This window comes from Kushneria phosphatilytica, from assembly GCF_008247605.1.
Taxonomy (GTDB): Bacteria; Pseudomonadota; Gammaproteobacteria; order Pseudomonadales; family Halomonadaceae; genus Kushneria; species Kushneria phosphatilytica.
In genome coordinates, this window is the sequence record NZ_CP043420.1 from 2,681,572 (window position 1) to 2,698,642 (window position 17,071).

Genomic DNA, 17,071 nt, shown 5'->3' on the forward strand with positions numbered 1-17,071 from the left:
TCACGGATCATGATTTACGAGGACGTCTTGTCGCTCGGCTGCCGGTGGTACCCGAATCCCCGTTGCGTGCGCGCCGGCTGCGGCTGCGTGGCTTGTCGGGGACCGGTGTTTCGGGTGGCACATCAGGGTCGGGGCCTGTCTCGGGAACACCCGGCGGCGGTGGTACGTCTTCAGGCGGCTCGGGTGGCTGCTCGATTTCGGGCTCATCGGGGCGTGTCGGATCCACTTCCGGCTCCGGCTGGGGCGACTCTGGCGCTGGTGCCGGCTCGGGCGTTGACGGCGGCGCCACAGTATCAACCGACTCCCTGACCCCCGTTTCCGGCATCGGTGCATGAGCCTCGGTGCGATGCTCGGCCTCGACCAGTCGAGTGGCCATATGCCAGTGCCGCTCGGCCTGCCCTTCCGGACAGCCTTCCGACTCCCAGATACGGTAGGCCAACAATCTGATACGCAGTTGTTCGTCCATCGTTACCCCTCCTCAGGGATCACCTGCATCGTCACGCACGAGCAGGCAAAACGGCAACTCGGCCAGCAATCGACCAAGTGTCACGCTCTGTTCCATGCACCGACCCAGTGAGGATTCGGCGCAGTGCAGGACAATGGTGCGTCCTGTCAGCCAATCCTTCCATGGCATGCGACAGACCTGCATATTGCTCTCGTCAAACCAGCGGATGCGGGTTCTCCCCCAGCATTCCGGATCAATTTGCAACCCCTCACCAGACATGGTGCCTGCATGCCGGGCAGCCACCACAACGAGCTGCTGCTGGCCATGGCGTCGCTGGAAGGCCACCACCTGATCGGCCCCCTCACCCTCAACGGACAGCGGCAGATACTCACCTTCTGCAAACAGCACCGGATAGCGCTGACGCAACATCAGCACTCCATGAATCAATGCCTGCTTGATGCGGCCGTCCTGCCAGTGCGTTTGCAATTCGACCAGCGAGTCCGAGCTGGCCAGCGTACGCTGACGAGCTTCGAAATCGACCGGGCGTCGGTTATCAGGGTCGACCAGCGAGAAATCCCAGTATTCCGTTCCCTGATAGAGATCCGGCATACCCGGCGCCGTCATCCGCAGCAGGGTCTGCACCAGTGAATTGATGGCCCCTGTTGGCGCAATACGCATCGCCATGCCATGAATCGAATGACGCAGCTCATGCATCTCGGGAGAAGTCAGCAGCCCGCGGGTGAAATCGCGACAGGCCTGCTCATAAGGCTCATTGGTATAGAGCCAGTGACTGTTCAGCTTGGCCTCACGCAGGGCCTTCTGCTGCCAGGCCTCGATCCGCTCGGCAAAGGCCGTCATGCCGGCCTCGTCATCAGGCAGCAGATCCAGCGGCCACGCGCCTACCAGAATCTGATAGAGCATCAGCTCATCAGCGGGCATCACGGTGACACCGCCGGTCGAGGCTGTTCGGCCGCGCAGGGCACTGGCATCAACGAACCACTGACGCACCGCCTCGGTGTAAACGCTGGCCCATTCCGACAGCGCCGCCAGGCGAGCTCGCACATCCTCACCACGCTTGTGATCGTGCGTTGCGGTGGTCAGCATGGCGTGTGGAAAGCGGGCATGTCGGTCCTGGTTGGCCGCATGGAAGCGTTCAACCGACATCGAAAAGGTGTCGGCTTCGAAACCGACATCGCTGCGCGACAGCAGTACCGCACAGCGGTAGCCGGCAGTATCTTCGACGGCCTTGGCGGCCACTGGCGAGGTCAGCTGCTGGAAGCGGGTAATGGCGCGCAATCGAGCCGTCCGCTCGGGCTCCGGGAAGTTGACGGGCGCCTCGCTGCCCAGCCAGCACTCCAGCGCATCCAGCACCTGCTGCCCGGGCGGCTCAACGCAGTATCGCGCGACTTTCAGCGCTCGTTGAAAATGCGGCTCGTCCTGTACCGGTCGGCCATGGTCATCAGCATAGGTCCGATAGATACCGAACTGCACAACCAGTTCACGCAGCGCACGTCGAATCATCCCTGTGGTCAGATCACGATGATCGGGATGACTGCAGGCTACTGCCCGCAGGGCCCGCACCGTGCCCTCGAATTCGCTCGCCAGCAGACTCTTGAGCATCAGCCGCCGCGATCGCACCGTCTCTTCACTGAAATCTGCAGTCCGCCCGGACAGTGAGGACCACAGTGCGGCCAGGGGCGCTTCTCCATCGGGTCGATGCTGTAGCGCATTGACACTGTTCATGAAGGCGTAGCCGGTATCGCCATCCACACCCCAGTCATCATGCAGCTGTTCATCCTCGGCCAGGATCTTTTCCACCAGTATCGGTAGCCGATCCGGTGCACTGGTCCGTGTCGTGACCGGGCGCCTGGCGGCCAGCTCATCAAGCCGCGTCCGCAGTTGAAGACAGTAGCCCCTCGGATCGGCGAGGCCATCGACATGATCGATACGAACACCATCCACCCAGCCCCGTTCGATCAAATCGAATACCCGGGCATGCACGGCTTCAAAGACATCCGGTAGCTCGACTCGCACACCAGCCAGCTCGGTGACATCGAAAAAGCGTCGCCAATTGAGTTCATCATTACCCGCACGCCACCAGGCCAGCCGATACCACTGACGCTCCAGCAGTGCATGCAGTCGCTCGGCCCTCTCGGGTGTACTGCCGTCATGATCCGCAAGTACCCGCGCCAGTGCGTCACGTGCCGATGACTGGGTCAGCCATTGCTGCAACGCCGTTCGCAATTCTGCCACGCCAGCACGTGCCGATTCGGCCTCGTCTACTGTCAGCGGCAGTGCGTTGGCAAGCGCTGCCAGCGACGAAGCACCTGCCGACTCAAGCAGCGGACCCAGCGAGTGCATGGCCAGCGGAAAACGATGCTCGTGATAGCTTACCTGCAGCTCACCGAGCTCAGCGTCGAATCCCGGTTGCAGCTCCCCGGAACGCAACACCGAGCCATAAGTGTCACCCAGCAGCGGTAACAGCATCCGTCCCTGCAACGCTGGGTCAGGCGAGTGCCAATCGATATCAAAGAAGTGGGCATGGGCACTCTGCTGCCCCATCTGCAGGACATCCTGCCACCAGGGATTCTCATGACCGATGGCCAGATGATTGGGCACAATATCCATGATCAGCCCCATGTCCCGCGCGTGGAGGCGCTCGACCAGCCGTGCCAGTGCCTCTTCTCCCCCCAGCTGGGGATCGATCCGGGTCGGATCGACACCATCGTAGCCATGGGTAGAGTCGGTGCGCGATTTCAGCAGCGGGGAGGCATAGAGGTGACTGATACCCAATGCACTGCAGTAGTCGACCAGCTCGCAGGCGTCATCCAGAGTAAATCCCGGATGAAACTGCAGACGCAGCGTGGCACGTAACGAGGTCATGAAGACTGCTCCGGACCGTTGTCGGGGTCGGTGATGTGGTAGGCCCGCTCGAGCGTGGCACTGTCCATGCAGGGTGCACGGGCATGACGCAGGATCTCCAGGCGGGTCTGGGCAGCGGCACAGGAGAGAGTAGTCGCTTCAGGCGGCTGCCGCCGGCACCAGTTGGGGTGGCCATCCACGGTGCCGGGCAGATTGGCCTGCTCGACTTCGCCCATCAGATCCTCGATCGGAATCAGTGCCAGACGACTGGCAGTGCGGGCGATCAGCCGGATAGCGCCATCGACGACCGAAGCGGTCGGAGCGGTCGGCTCAATGCCCAGTGCCTCGGCAAGATGCTCACGCTCCTCGTCACGCTGCACCCGCTCGGCCTCGGGGTCGTCGATCAGCGCCAGGCGTTCACGCCAGTCGATATCACGCGATTGCCACCAGCCTGCCACGGTGGGCAGGTCGTGGGTACTGGTCATGGCCACGGCATCGCGGGTATAGCTTGCAGGCGAACTGAATGCGCCTGTTTCCTCACGCTCGAACCACAGCACTCGCATGCCGTAGATGCTCCGTTCGTCAAGACGCTGACGAAAATCGGGATCGACCGTTCCCAGATCCTCGCCGATCACAATGGCACGATGCCGCCAGGACTCCAGCGCGACCAGTCTCAGCAACGCCTCTTCCGGATAACTGACATAGGCGCCTTCGGTAGGCGCATCGCCCTGTGGGATCAGCCAGAGCCGCGATAACCCCATGATGTGATCAAGCCGTACACCACCGGCATGGCGAAATCCGGCACGCAGGGTTTCAATAAAGGTGGTAAACCCTTCGCGTACCAGCCCCTGGGGCGAAAATCCGGCAACCCCCCAGTTCTGCCCATTCGGATTGAAATCGTCCGGCGGCGCGCCGACATCCAGCGTGGTCAGGGTTTCTTCGGGGCGACTCCACGCCTGACTGCCCTGGGGAGATACACCCACGGCAATATCGGCGATCACTCCAATCGCCATACCGGCGTCAACCGCCGTGCGCTGCGCTCGAGCCAGGCCCCGGTCGATCAGCCATTGAGTGAAGGCATGAAAGGCAACATCTTCGCGCTGACGACGCATGAACTCCTGCACCAGTGGCCGCTCGATATGATCGTACCCTTCAGGCCAGCTGCCCGGGTCACCGAAAGCGGCACATAGCGCCTCGAAACAGCAGTGCTCTTCTAGTATCCGGCCGCGGCTGCGACGGAAACGCGCAAAATCGGCTTTCAGCCCATGATCCTCGGCAGCGCCCCGGGCATGACTGAAGCGCTCGAAGACGCGACGCAACCAGCGCCAGCGCGCTGCAGCCACGGCTGGATAGTCGATCAATTCCAGGGCTTCGAGTCTTACCCGATCCAGCTCGAAGGCCTCCCGGGTCAAGGCCTCCCCCATCAGTTGATCGGGCGCGGCATGCAGGGCGTTATAGACCAGTCGGCTGGAAGGCGCGTAAGGGCTGATCCGTTCGGCATCATGCGCAAACAGGGCATGCACCGGACTGATCGCCACACTGTCCACGCCAGCGGCAGCGGCATTTCTGACCAGTTGCTCGAGGGCAGCCGTATCACCCAGCCCGCCATCCCCCTGACGACGCAGGCCATAGACAGGCACCGTCAGCCCGTAGCGCCGCTCACGCGGCAGGGAGGCGACATCAATATCATCCAGGGTAAAGGCGCGCTCGGGGGCCACTGCCAGCGTGCCGTGATAGACCACGGCCAGATCGCTTTGCTGGTCAGTCGCACCGTCAGCCTGCATGACTTCCATCTGGTAATAACCCGGTTGCTCCGGGGCCAACAGCGCCCCGGTACCTTCGATATCACCCTCACGCACACCACCGCTCTCATCGGTCAGTCGCCAGCGACTGCCTGCGGGCAGTGATGATGGCAGCGCGACCGGCTGACTGGCCTGTGCGGTCAGCAACGGCGGCCACTGGCCAGGCTCTTCGGGGTGATGCAACTGATCGAGATGCCGCTGACTCTCGGCAACCTGCTGCGCATCATCGGCAGGCAGTCCCAACCCCGCCAATAACGAGCTCAGCACGGGATCGCTGACGCGGTGGGGAGTATCCGAGTTATCCACCCAGTCGATGGCAATACCTGCCGCCTGCGCCAGGCGATGAAGCGATGACGTCACTTCACTCATACTCCGGCCTCCAGCAGCCAGACGCGAATAGCGCCTCCGGGCAGCTCGGTGACCTGTTCCCCCGTGCCCCATTCGAATAACTGATGACCTCGCAATACCGGCTGCATCACCGAGGTATCGCCGAGATTCACCGCCAGCGATAACACGCTGTCATCTCCCATCTTCCAGCGCGCATGAACCGCCTTGTCTCCCAGTACTTCAGCATCAAGGGTTTCAGCGCCTTCGAGCCGTGGCACGATTTCGGCATGGCGCAACTCAAGCAATCGGGTATACAGATCGAACCAGTGCTGCTGATGCTCGTCACCATCGCGCCATTCGGACACGGAGGTGGAAAAACTGGCCTCGGCGTTGGGATCGGGGATGGTGGCGCGCACCTCCGAATCGGCAAAGGCGGGAAAAGCCGCGAACTCGCTACGCCGACCTTCCCGCACGGCCTCGGCCAGTTCCGGGCGGTGATCGGTAAAGAACAGGAAAGGCCGCGTTTCGCCCCATTGCTCGCCCATGAATAGTAGCGGAATGGGAGGCGAGAGCAGCAGCAGTACAGTCGCTGCTTCCAGTCGCGCGCGGTCGGCAAGCTCGATCAGGCGCTCACCGAAGGCCCGGTTGCCGATCTGGTCATGATTCTGCAGGAAATTGACGAACCGGGTAGGCGGCAGGTAGACGCTCGGAGCGCCACGGGGCTCTCCCCGACCATTCGGCTGGCCCTGATAAAGGAACCCCTCTCCCAGCACCCGTGCCAATCCCTCGGTAGGCTGTTCGCTGTAGTCGCTGTAATAGCCATGCTGTTCATCGGTGAGCAAAACGTGCATGACATTGTGAAAGTCATCATTCCACTGCGCAGTAAAGGCTGATTCCAGCAGGGCTGCCGAGTTGCGTTCATCCTCCAGCACCAGGTGGACGTAACGACCCAGTTCGACGGTATTGCCGATCTCGTCGCTGAGCTGTCCGAGGAATTCATCATCATCAATGGCATGTACGGCATCCAGCCGCAGCCCGTCAAAGCGATACTCCATCAACCACATCAGGGCGTTATCGATGAAGAATCGCTGCACCCGGGGATGGCGGAAATCGATGGCATCGCCCCATGGCGTCGCAACATCACTGCGAAAGAACGCGCCGGCATATTCAGGCAGATAGTTGCCATCCGGCCCGAAGTGGTTATAAACCACATCCAGCAGCACCATCAGCCCCAGGCCATGAGCAGTATCGATCAATGCCTTGAGATCTTCCGGGCTGCCATAGGAAGCCTCGACAGCGTAGGGCAGCACGCCGTCATACCCCCAGTTGCGGGCACCGGGGAATTCGTTGATCGGCATCAGCTCAATGGCCGTAATGCCCTGCTCGGCCCACTGCGGCAACCGCTCGGCCGCCCCTGCAAAACCACCCAGCGTTCCAACATGCACTTCCAGAATTACGGCCTCATGCCAGGGACGCCCCATCCACTCCGTGTGACGCCAGCGAAAGGCACGCGGATCCACCACGCGGCTGGCCCCCTGAACATCGCCATGCTGCGCGCGGGCAGCCGGGTCGGGGACTGCCAGATCATCGCGAATGCGAAAACGATAAGCGGCATCGCGTCCGCAACGCGCCTCGATGCTGAAGTGCCCTTCTCCCTCATCGGTCATGGCCAGACGCTGTGGCTCACTGCCCGCATCTTCCAGCTCCAGGTCAACCGCCTCCAGCGAGGGCGCCCAGAGATCGAACCGGGTACGCCCGGCATCAATCAACGTGGCACCGTAGGCCGTCATGAACTGAAAACGATCGATACAGGCAGTATCGTCCATGTCATGTGTACTCATATCGGCCAGTCTCCCTGACGCAGATAGAGCGTTCCCAGCGGGGGCAGGGTCAGCTCGAGCGAAGCCGTGTAGCCGTGGCTGGGGGTCGGCCGGGCGTGCAGCGCACTGCCATTGCCGAGATCCGAGCCGGCATAAAAACGACTGTCGCTGTTGAAGATTTCCCACCACGAACTCAGCGCCGGCACACCGACGCGATAGTTGTAGCGGGCACAGGGCGTGAAGTTGACAATTACCAGCAGCGGCGCCGTACCTGCCTCGCCCGAACGCAGAAAGGCAAACACGCTGTTATCCGCGTCATCGCTGACCACCCAGGTGAAGCTCTCGGGATTGCCATCTCCCACATGCAGCGCAGGTTCTTCGTTATAGATACGATTGAGATCAGCCAGAGCCCGTGCCAGGCCGCGCGGCCCCTGCTCATCGAGGCGATACCAGTCGAGCTCACTATCGTGCTGCCACTCGTGGCGCTGACCGATTTCGGCCCCCATGAACAGGAGCTTCTTGCCGGGATGGGCCCACATGAAAGCCAGGTAGGCGCGCAATCCGGCGAATTGCTGCCACTCGTCACCAGGCATCTTCGTCAGCAGGGCGCCTTTGCCATGCACCACCTCATCGTGGGAAAGCGGCAGTACGTAGTGCTCGGAGAAGGCATAATGCAGCCCGAAGGCAATATCGTGATGGTGGTAGCGGCGATAGAGCGGATCACGGCTGACATAGTGCAGGGTGTCGTGCATCCAGCCCATGTTCCACTTGAAGGTAAAACCAAGCCCGCCCACTGCTACCGGAGCCGTCACTCCCGGCCATGCCGTGGACTCTTCGGCAATGGTCATGACACCACTGCAGCGCTCGCCAATGACCTTGTTGAGTTCGCGCAGGAAAGCGACCGCCTCGAGGTTTTCACGGCCGCCATGAACATTGGGCACCCATTCGCCGTCGGGACGGCTGTAATCGCGATAAAGCATCGAGGCGACGGCATCGACCCGCAGGCCATCGATATGAAAACGTTCGATCCAGTACAGGGCGCTGGCAATCAGAAAACCGCGCACCTCATGGCGTCCGAAGTTGTAGATCAGCGTATTCCAGTCACGATGAACACCTTCGCGCGGGTCGGCGTATTCATAAAGCGCCGTACCGTCAAATTGCGCCAGACCATGAGCATCCGCAGGAAAATGCGCGGGTACCCAGTCGAGAATCACGCCCAGACCTGCGTTGTGACAGGCATCGACAAAGCGGGCGAAAGCCGCCGGTGACCCATAGCGCGAGCTGGGGGCAAACATGCCCAGTGGCTGATAGCCCCAGGAGCCGCCGAAGGGATGTTCGGTAATGGGCAAGAGCTCGACATGGGTAAAGCCCAGATCGGCTACCCAGGGAATCAGTCGTGCTGCCAGTTTATCCCAGTCCAACACCTCACCGTGCTCGCCACGCCGCCAGGAACCGACATGCAGCTCATAAATGGAAAGCGGTGCATGGTGCCAGTCCATTTCGCGGCGACGCTGCAACCAGTGAGCGTCCTGCCAGGTCAGCGGCGCATTATCGACCACGATCGAAGCACTGCCCGGCGCCTGCTCGCAGAAGCGAGCCATGGGATCGGCTCGCAGCTCCGGCGGGCCCCCATTCCGACCGATCAACTCGAACTTGTAGAGCTCACCAACACCCAGACGGGGCACGAACAACTCCCAGACCCCTGCTGTAGCGTGATAGCGCATCGGATGACGCCGGCCGTCCCAGCCATTGAAATCGCCCACTACGGAAACCCGCCGGGCGTTGGGCGCCCAGACGGCAAAATGAACACCACTGACACCCTCATGATGAACCGGCTGAGCACCGAAAAGACGATAAAGCTCGAAGTGCCGTCCTTCGTTGAACAGGTGCAGATCAAGATCGCCCAGCCGCAGGCCGAAAGCGTAAGGATCCTCGCTCTCCTGAATGCTCTCATCCGACCAGTGAATGCGTAGTCGGTAGGGCTGATGACGTTTCAGGTGAGCACGGAAGACACCGGTTTCATGAACCGGTTCGAAATCCGCCAGAAACTTTCCCGCAGGATCAATGGCCTCCACCGCCCGGGCGCCCGGAAACAGCGTGCGGATAACCACGCCGTCTCCGTTATCATGCGGCCCCAGCCACAGGCCCGGATCGCCATGGACACCCGCCGCCAGGGCGTCGATGGCCGCTCGCTCTGCGCGACTCATCGTCATGATCGAGTGCTCCGATATACTCATGCACGCCTGCCCAACCGAGCGACAGACTCATTCGGTGCCACCAGGTTCGAATAGAGATCCGCATATGGACGCACCGAAAGCCGCCACTGATAGTGAATGGCCATGGCTGCACGACGCATGGCATAGAACAGATCAGTGGCCCCGAAGACGCGGAAAGCTCGCCGTATGGCCTCCTGGAAACCATCGGGGCTCATTTCGTCGAACAGAAAGCCGGTAACCCCATCCTCGATGGTATCTGCCAGCCCCCCGGTGCGATGCGCAATCGGCAGTGAGCCGAAACGCTGTGCATACATCTGGGAAAGGCCACAGGGTTCGAAACGCGACGGCATCAACAGGAAATCGCTACCGGCAAACAGACAGCGTGCCTCGCGTTCGCTAAAGCCGATGCTGACGCCGATCGCACCGGGAAAGCGTGCAGCCAGATTGCGCAGTGCATTCTCGATCGGCGGTTCACCACAGCCAATCACTACGATCTGACCGCCAGCCCGCACGATCGATTCTGCCACGGCAATGGTCAGATCCAGCCCCTTCTGATGCACCAGACGGGAGACCACGGCAAACAGCGGCCCATGGCTGACGGCGAGCCGGAAACTGCGTCTGACGTATTCGGTATTGGCCCGTTTACCGGCCCAGTCACTGGTCGCAAACGAGCGGGCCAGGTAGGTATCGGTACGCGGGTTCCAGCTGTCATCGATACCGTTGACGATGCCGGTCAGGCGGCCTTCCTCTGCCAGCGTGGCGAGCAGACCATCAAGGCCGCAACCGAATGCGGGCGTCGTGATTTCACGAGCGTAGGTGGTACTGACAGTAGTGATGTGATCGCTGTAGACCAGCCCGGCCTTCATGAATGAAAGCTGATCAAAGAACTCGACCTTTCCCTCATCAAACGCCGATTCCGGCACGCCCAGTCTGGCGGCATGATGACGCGGAAACAGCCCCTGATAGGCAAGATTGTGAATGGTATAGACACAGGGCGTATCAACATGATTCCAGCGCAGATAGCCAGCTGCCAGACCCGCCTGCCAGTCGTGTAGATGCAGTAGATCGGCCTGCCACTCCAGTGCCGTTGTCTCATGTCGAGGATAGCCGACACATAGCTGGGCGGCGGCCAGCGACAGTCTGGCGAAGCGAATGTCATTATCGCTCCAGTCGCGCCCTTCCGGGTCGAGATAGGGAGAGCCTGCCCGATCGTAGAGTTCCGGGCACAGGAGGGTGTAAACGATCAACCCTTCGGTGAGTTCGATTCGCCCCAGCTGGCAAGGAGGTATATCCATCAGCCCGGGCAGCTCGGCAACGACCTCGATCGGCCATTCGCTCTGAGTCACCTGCGGATAACCGGGCACCAGTACTCGAACATCGTGATGGACCTGCAAGGCTCGAGGCAATGCCGCCGAGACATCACCCAGGCCGCCGACCTTGACAAAATCGGCAATTTCAGAGGTCACAAACAGGACACGTGACCCGGGTGATCGATCGCCTGGATCACGGCGCTCGGCATCATTGCCGGCCTGGATTTCGGACAGGTTTTCAGCAGTATTTCGCGACGCCAGAACTACCATGATGCGCACTCCCTCGCTTATGCAGAATGCACCGGAGTTGAATCCGACACATTCGGCTCGTCTTTGGCAGAACTGAACCGAACAGAGTCGGGATCAACGGTCGGCGATTTCGATGGTCACTCACCGAGAAACACCCGTGACATGACCGAACAGCAGCCCTGATCGGGGCCGGTGACGCCCCTTTTGTATTACCGACCTCACCAACACGGCCAACCGCAAGCGGAGTTATCGCTTCCCTGCATACTCCGATCAGCCTCTGACGGGCATGTTACTTGGATATAGACAAGCCTGCTTACCGCCGTCAATGGGCGTTTAATGTACTTACAATACGTTGCAATTAACATTGCTCAATCGGGCCAATAAACTTCAGCAATATCAATTGGGTGGCGAATCCGCCCGGTGCTTCTTCGCCTGTGCGACATTTTGCTCTGAGACCATTGACTGTCATGCAGCCATGTCTCGGGTATGTCAGTCATTTCCATTTAAAATGACACGCCCTGGAACGACATTGACGCAGATCAGAATATGACCAACCTTTCAGGAGCATCGACGCCCATTGTCATCACTCATTGACCCTGGCAATGGTCATCACGACTGATACTGATGGAGGCTCCAGATGGACCACATGCATGCCCCACTGACCGAGGTTCTGCTGGAAGCCAAACAGGAGAAGGGGTTGACCTGGGCGCAAATCGGCGAGCAGATCGGCATGTCTCCGATCTGGGTCGCTTCGGTGGCCTATGGCAACAACAGTGCGCCCCCTGAAAAGGCGCAGGCCATTGCCGAAGTGCTCGAACTTGACGAGGAAACTACCCGGGCACTGAGCGCTTATCCCACCAAACGCTGGGAGCAGACTGTTCCCACCGACCCACTGATCTACCGCTTCTACGAGATCATGGGCGTGTACGGTGAAGCCACGAAGGATGTCATTCAGGAAGAATTCGGCGACGGTATCATGTCGGCCATCGATTTCGAGATGGACGTACATCGCCAGCAGGATCCGGCCGGCGACCGGGTCGTCATCACGCTCAATGGGAAATTCCTGCCCTATCGCGCCTGGTAGGATTGCGGACTGATGCAGGAGAGCTCATCGCCACCGACATTCAGAACCAATGGGTGGCGAAGTATCAAAACCCGCTTCGGGCATTCAGCAGATCAGCGCCATGGCTTTCAAGCCTGAGACCCGGCTGGAAAAGTTATCGAGCGATAAGCCAGCCAAGGCAAAAAACGGTGAAGACAGGGACCGGGCTGGCACGCCGGCCTGGAGAGGTGAATGAATGTTCCGAGCCGGACTTTGACCACCGCATGAACAAGCGCAGGCCCTTTTCAATCAGGACCTAGAGGCTGGGCAGCAATACCTGGTTCAGCCCGTAGAGACGTCCCTGAGCCGTATGAGCAATCGCGCCGTCCACCTTTGCGCCATTGACCGTGACCGAATCTCCACGCGTCTCGAAATGCAGCGCCTGGCCCTGGCGCGAGCCGACCATGCCGATCTGTAATGCCTGATTCAGTGACAGATCGCGCTCGATAATGTGAAGATTGAGCACATCCAGCAGTCGATCGCGGTTACGCAGGGAGAACAGCTTGCTTCGCTCTTCCTCATCCATCGCCTCGAAAGCGGCATCGGTCGGCGCCAGCAGGGTGACGGCGGACAATTGAGAGAGCGCCTTTTCCAGTTCCGTTTCGCGCACTGCTCGCAAAAACCAGTGATAGTGCCCGTCAGCGCGCGCCGCATCCAGCAATGATTGCGCCTCAGCCTGGCCGGGGAGCAGCATGAGCATGCTCAGCAGCAGACCGAAAAGCCAGGCGCCCCGGCAATAGTGTCGCCTAACCGACCACATGCTCATCCGCTTTCTCCCCTGCCGGCATGATGCCCCTGCCTGATCAACACACTCAGTTTTCGTAGTAGGGCATCAGCACCTGATTGATGGGATGAATGATACCGTTGCGGGTCACAATCTGCGATGGCGCGATGTCGGCACCATTGACCGTAGCCCTCCCCTGCTGCTGCTGAATCTTGAGCTGTCCGGTCAGAGCCTGAGGGTGCTCGACCACTCCAAGGGCCTCCTGCGGCATCAGGCCGGGCATCAGATGGTAGCGAAGCAGCTTGCGCAGGCGCTCGGTATCATCGGAATTCAGGATTTGGCGCTGTGCCTCCGGCATTTGTGCGAAGGCCTCATCGGTGGGCGCAAACAGGGTATGCGGCCCATCTCCGCTTAGCAGATCGGTCAGCCCGGCTCGATCAAAGGCATCCAGCAATCGAGAAAAATCTCCCTTCGCCTTCAGTGCCTGAAGCAGTGAATCGTATTGCGCCTGATCGCGTACGCTCTGGTGGCGCTGCTGATGCCGGGCCTGCTGTTGACCGAGCGACGGGGATGATGCATCCCCGGCAGAAGCGGCCTGCGCCGATAGACTGGTGGCACTCAGCGCCAGCACCAGACTGGTGAGTGTTATTGATCGTTTGATCATCAAATCCTGTTCCCCTCTGCGTTTCGTCACACTCACGTGACTCTGCTCATATCGTCGGCGTCAATGTCATCGACCCCGTTACTCGTTTTCGATCACTTTGAATGGCAGCAGTTCACGCGCTTCCTGCATACGCTCTGCGACCATTGGTCGCTCCCTGGAGAGAAAGTCGCCGATCGCGTCACGAAACCGTGGATGTCTTATCCAGTGCAATGATCGGGTGACAATCGGCTCGAAACCACGCGGCACCTTATGCTCGCCCTGGGTGCCAGGGTCGAAACGATGCAGTCCCTGCAGGATGCAGTGTTCGATGCCCTGGTAGTAGCAGGTTTCGAAGTGCAGACAATCGGCTTCCACTTCACTGCCCCAGTAACGGCCGTAAAGCGTATCCCTGCCCTGAAAGCAGAGCGCTGCAGCGACGGGTTGTTCACCGTACATTGCCTGAACAAGAACCAGCGCCTCCGGCATGGTTTCGAGCACCCGACTGAAAAACTCGTAATTGAGATAACCACGCTGGCCATGCTCGAGGTAGGTCATCTGATAGCAGCGATAAAAGGCCGCCAGATCGGCTTCGCTGATCTCACTACCCTGCAGACGACGCATGCAAAGCCCCTGCTCCGCTACCTTGCGCCGCTCACGCCGGAGCTCCTTGCGACGCTTGGAAGTCATGGTAGCCAGGAAAGTATCAAAATCGTCGTACGCACGATTGAACCAGTGATACTGCATGCCATGGCGCTCAAGCAGGGTTGACCAGACCGACTGCCATTCGCCGGCTTCGCGCGTCTCCGGAAAAAGCAGATGCCAGGTTTCGGGACGTTGTCGCTCCAGATGTTCCACCAGCAGTCGGATGGCCTGATCGGCAGCGACCTCATCCGCCAGATGCAGCCGTGGTCCCTGGCAGGGCGTAAAGGGGATGGCGCTGAGTTGCTTGGGGTAGTAGCTGCCGCCAGCTCGCTCCCAGGCATCCGCCCACTGCCAGTCAAAAATGTACTCGCCGAAGGAATGGTCCTTGTCGTAGTGCGGTAATACCCCGACCAGTCGATCCGACTGCCAAAGGGTCAGATGACGGGGGATCCAGCCGGTTTCGGCAGTGGCAGCGCCGCTGCTTTCAAGGGCTTCGAGAAATTCATGGCGCAGAAACGGGTAATCGAGGCCGGTCAGAGCGTTCCATTGCGCTCGGTCGATATCGGCCATGGCGCCGATCTCGCGGAGTTCCAGCGTCATCACACCTCCGTGCCGGGTATCGGGAATCGATCGACCATCTGTCAACAGTACATGCGATGGTCGAGCCTGATGGCGATCAGTGTAGACTCCCCGCTCCGACTGCGTCGCTGAACTGATATCCTGCTCCATGGAGTCAGGTGGTCAGCTACGCTATCCTGTCTCTCCCCGGACTATCCATCAGGGACAACACCCCATCGATGCTGCACTCGATCCTCGATAACGACTTCTACAAGTTCACCATGCAGAATGCCGTGGTGAAACTGTTTCCCAACGCCATGGCGCGCTATGCCTTCATCAATCGGGGGGAGCATCGCTTTCCTCCCGGCTTTGGCCAGCGCCTGCGCGTACTCGTCGATGAAATGGCCGCGCTGCGCCTGAGCGGCGAAGAGCGACGCTTCCTCGAAGAGACCTGCCCCTACCTCGATCCGACCTACCATGACTTCCTTCAGGGCTTTCGCTATAACCCGGCCGAAGTCACCATCGAACAGCATGGCGAGGAGCTGTCCGTCACTGTCGAAGGACTCTGGTATCGCACCATCCTGTGGGAAGTCCCGCTGATGACACTGATCAGTCAGCTCTGGTTCGAGATGCTTGGCGAGGATCGGGACAGCAATGAGAAAGTGCTGAAACGTACACGCGAAAAGATCGAGCACTACCATGAGCTGGGTGTACGCGTAGCCGAATTCGGTACGCGTCGTCGGTACTCTTACGAGGTGCACGATCAGGTGGTGGCGGCACTCAAGAAGTATGGCGGCAACAGCTTCACCGGCTCCAGTAATGTCCACCTGGCCCACCGCCATGACGTCAAGCCTCTGGGCACGCACGCGCACGAATGGTTCATGTTTCACGCTGCCCGTTTTGGCTTCAAGATGGCCAATATCCTGGCGCTGGAGCATTGGGTCAGAGTCTACCGGGGAGATCTGGGCATTGCGCTGTCGGATACCTTCACGACCCAGGTCTTCTTCGAGAGCTTCGACAAGATGTTTACCAAGCTCTTTGACGGCGTGCGCCACGACAGCGGCGACCCGGTTGAATTCGCCCAGCGTACCATCGCCCATTACGAGCGTTTCGGTATCGATCCGCGTAGCAAAACCATCATCTTCTCCGATGCTCTGGACACGGAAAAGGTCGATCGCATTGCCCGTTTCTGCAGCGGTCGTATCGGCATGTCCTTCGGTATCGGGACCAACTTTACCAACGATGTTGGTCTGAAACCGCTGAACATGGTGGTCAAGATGACCGATACGCGACCCGAAGGACGTCAATGGGTGCCGGTGGTCAAGCTGTCCGATATCCGAGCCAAGAACACGGGTGATCCGGAGATGATCCAGCTGGCAAGACGCAATCTGTCGCTGCCCGAATGAACGATCACCGGGGACGATGCTCCTGACTCACCGCCCCGGCTATTCATGCCAGCTACTGTGTCTTGCCGCCAGTCGAGGGACGAGCAAACACCTGATCAAACAGGTTCAGCATGACCTGCCATGACGCGGCATCGGCTGCCGGGTTGTAGGCCAGCGGCAGATCGAACTGCGACGCTTTGGCATCGACATAGGGGTTGGTGAAGGCGTGTTTGGCATGCGGATACTGAATGACCGTGACACTGGTATCGACCTTTTTGAAGGCATCGACCAGTGACTGCAGAGCTTCCGGCTTGACCATCTGGTCATCCTGCCCGTTCTGGATCAGCACGCGGCCATCAAAGTGCTTTGGCGTTTCCACCACCTGCGCCGGGCTGCCATGGAAGCTGACCACGGCATCAAATGGCATACCGGCCAGTGCTGCGTTGAGCACTACTGCACCACCAAAGCAATAGCCAATGGCCGCCAGACGGTCGGGGTCAACGCCGTCCTGGGACTTGAGCGTGGCCATGGCCACCTCGAGATTGCGCTCCGCGGCGGGCCAGTCCTGCATCACATTCGATGAAAATGTACCGGCATCCTCCGGATGAGTGGCGGTGCGTCCCTCGCCATACATATCCACGGCAAAGGCAACGTAGCCCAATGCGGCCAGCTTTTGCGCCCGCTGGCGAATATAATCGGTCTGTCCCCACCATTCGTGTACGATCAGTACACCGGGACGCTTGCCCTGCGCACTGACATCCCGGGCCAGGTAACCGTTGTACTGGTGATTATCAACGGTATAGGTCACCTGCTGTCCCTGCACATCCGGCCCGATGTCACCGGGCATGCCCTGTCCCTGTTCGGCACCATAGGTACTGACGCTTGCCATCAGCATGCCGAAGCCGAAAACCATGGCTCTCATGATTCCTCCCGTCCCTTGCAAATGGTCACCGGGACCATTGATGGATACCAGAGACAGTATAACG

General features: G+C 60.0%; 12 protein-coding genes. 2 read left to right on the forward strand and 10 right to left on the reverse strand.

The features are described 5' to 3' along the window. Positions 1–7: 7 nt before the first annotated feature. Genes FY550_RS16975 through glgA form a run of 6 tightly spaced genes read right to left on the reverse strand, consistent with a single transcriptional unit; the run spans position 8 to position 11,052 of the window. Positions 8–466, reverse strand: coding sequence for a DUF2934 domain-containing protein (locus FY550_RS16975; RefSeq protein WP_070978696.1), 459 nt, complete (start codon positions 464–466; stop codon positions 8–10). A gap of 12 nt (positions 467–478) precedes the next feature. Further along, positions 479–3,328, reverse strand: a complete 2,850-nt coding sequence (gene treY, locus FY550_RS12350) for a malto-oligosyltrehalose synthase (protein ID WP_070978694.1) — start codon at positions 3,326–3,328, stop codon at positions 479–481. Then, positions 3,325–5,478: a 4-alpha-glucanotransferase gene (gene malQ, locus FY550_RS12355; protein ID WP_070978691.1), complete on the reverse strand. Its 2,154-nt coding sequence runs from the start codon at positions 5,476–5,478 to the stop codon at positions 3,325–3,327. Before malQ ends, treY begins: the two co-directional genes overlap by 4 nt. Beyond that, complete coding sequence (gene treZ / locus FY550_RS12360) at positions 5,475–7,277, reverse strand: malto-oligosyltrehalose trehalohydrolase (RefSeq protein ID WP_233350205.1); 1,803 nt, start codon at positions 7,275–7,277, stop codon at positions 5,475–5,477. Before treZ ends, malQ begins: the two co-directional genes overlap by 4 nt. Beyond that, the gene (gene glgB / locus FY550_RS12365) at positions 7,274–9,469 is read right to left on the reverse strand and encodes a 1,4-alpha-glucan branching protein GlgB (protein WP_199287807.1); all 2,196 of its coding nucleotides are present in this window, start codon (positions 9,467–9,469) and stop codon (positions 7,274–7,276) included. Before glgB ends, treZ begins: the two co-directional genes overlap by 4 nt. 20 nt (positions 9,470–9,489) lie before the next feature. Then, positions 9,490–11,052 (reverse strand): glycogen synthase GlgA, encoded by a 1,563-nt coding sequence (gene glgA / locus FY550_RS12370; RefSeq protein WP_084388113.1) that lies wholly within the window; start codon positions 11,050–11,052, stop codon positions 9,490–9,492. 616 nt (positions 11,053–11,668) lie between these two features. On the opposite strand from glgA, the gene cynS reads away from it, so the two are divergent. Then, positions 11,669–12,115 (forward strand): cyanase, encoded by a 447-nt coding sequence (gene cynS, locus FY550_RS12375; protein ID WP_070978689.1) that lies wholly within the window; start codon positions 11,669–11,671, stop codon positions 12,113–12,115. A gap of 274 nt (positions 12,116–12,389) precedes the next feature. Here the strand turns inward: cynS and FY550_RS12380 are convergent, their stop codons facing one another. The 3 genes from FY550_RS12380 to FY550_RS12390 form a co-directional block, all read right to left on the reverse strand. After that, positions 12,390–12,893: a fasciclin domain-containing protein gene (locus FY550_RS12380; protein WP_168201487.1), complete on the reverse strand. Its 504-nt coding sequence runs from the start codon at positions 12,891–12,893 to the stop codon at positions 12,390–12,392. Positions 12,894–12,945: 52 nt separating this feature from the next. Next, positions 12,946–13,521, reverse strand: coding sequence for a fasciclin domain-containing protein (locus FY550_RS12385; protein WP_070978684.1), 576 nt, complete (start codon positions 13,519–13,521; stop codon positions 12,946–12,948). A gap of 78 nt (positions 13,522–13,599) precedes the next feature. Next, entirely contained in the window at positions 13,600–14,742 is a 1,143-nt protein-coding gene (locus FY550_RS12390) for a GNAT family N-acetyltransferase (RefSeq protein WP_070978852.1), read from the reverse strand. 197 nt (positions 14,743–14,939) lie between these two features. Between FY550_RS12390 and pncB the strand changes: the two genes are divergently transcribed. Then, positions 14,940–16,106: a nicotinate phosphoribosyltransferase gene (gene pncB, locus FY550_RS12395; RefSeq protein ID WP_070978680.1), complete on the forward strand. Its 1,167-nt coding sequence runs from the start codon at positions 14,940–14,942 to the stop codon at positions 16,104–16,106. Positions 16,107–16,158: 52 nt separating this feature from the next. Here pncB and FY550_RS12400 read toward each other — a convergent pair whose 3' ends face one another. After that, positions 16,159–17,007 (reverse strand): dienelactone hydrolase family protein, encoded by an 849-nt coding sequence (locus FY550_RS12400; RefSeq protein WP_070978677.1) that lies wholly within the window; start codon positions 17,005–17,007, stop codon positions 16,159–16,161. Between the last annotated feature and the right edge of the window lie 64 nt (positions 17,008–17,071).

Bases quoted from the DNA above. Each gene is read 5' to 3' on its own strand.
- glgB (WP_199287807.1), bottom strand. From the start codon at position 9,469: ATGACGATGAGTCGCGCAGAGCGAGCGGCCATCGACGCCCTGGCGGCG.
- FY550_RS12380 (WP_168201487.1), bottom strand. From the start codon at position 12,893: ATGTGGTCGGTTAGGCGACACTATTGCCGGGGCGCCTGGCTTTTCGGT.
- FY550_RS12390 (WP_070978852.1), bottom strand. From the start codon at position 14,742: ATGACGCTGGAACTCCGCGAGATCGGCGCCATGGCCGATATCGACCGA.
- malQ (WP_070978691.1), bottom strand. From the start codon at position 5,478: ATGAGTGAAGTGACGTCATCGCTTCATCGCCTGGCGCAGGCGGCAGGT.
- FY550_RS12385 (WP_070978684.1), bottom strand. From the start codon at position 13,521: ATGATCAAACGATCAATAACACTCACCAGTCTGGTGCTGGCGCTGAGT.
- pncB (WP_070978680.1), top strand. From the start codon at position 14,940: ATGCTGCACTCGATCCTCGATAACGACTTCTACAAGTTCACCATGCAG.
- treZ (WP_233350205.1), bottom strand. From the start codon at position 7,277: ATGAGTACACATGACATGGACGATACTGCCTGTATCGATCGTTTTCAG.
- cynS (WP_070978689.1), top strand. From the start codon at position 11,669: ATGGACCACATGCATGCCCCACTGACCGAGGTTCTGCTGGAAGCCAAA.
- treY (WP_070978694.1), bottom strand. From the start codon at position 3,328: ATGACCTCGTTACGTGCCACGCTGCGTCTGCAGTTTCATCCGGGATTT.
- FY550_RS16975 (WP_070978696.1), bottom strand. From the start codon at position 466: ATGGACGAACAACTGCGTATCAGATTGTTGGCCTACCGTATCTGGGAG.
- glgA (WP_084388113.1), bottom strand. From the start codon at position 11,052: ATGGTAGTTCTGGCGTCGCGAAATACTGCTGAAAACCTGTCCGAAATC.
- FY550_RS12400 (WP_070978677.1), bottom strand. From the start codon at position 17,007: ATGAGAGCCATGGTTTTCGGCTTCGGCATGCTGATGGCAAGCGTCAGT.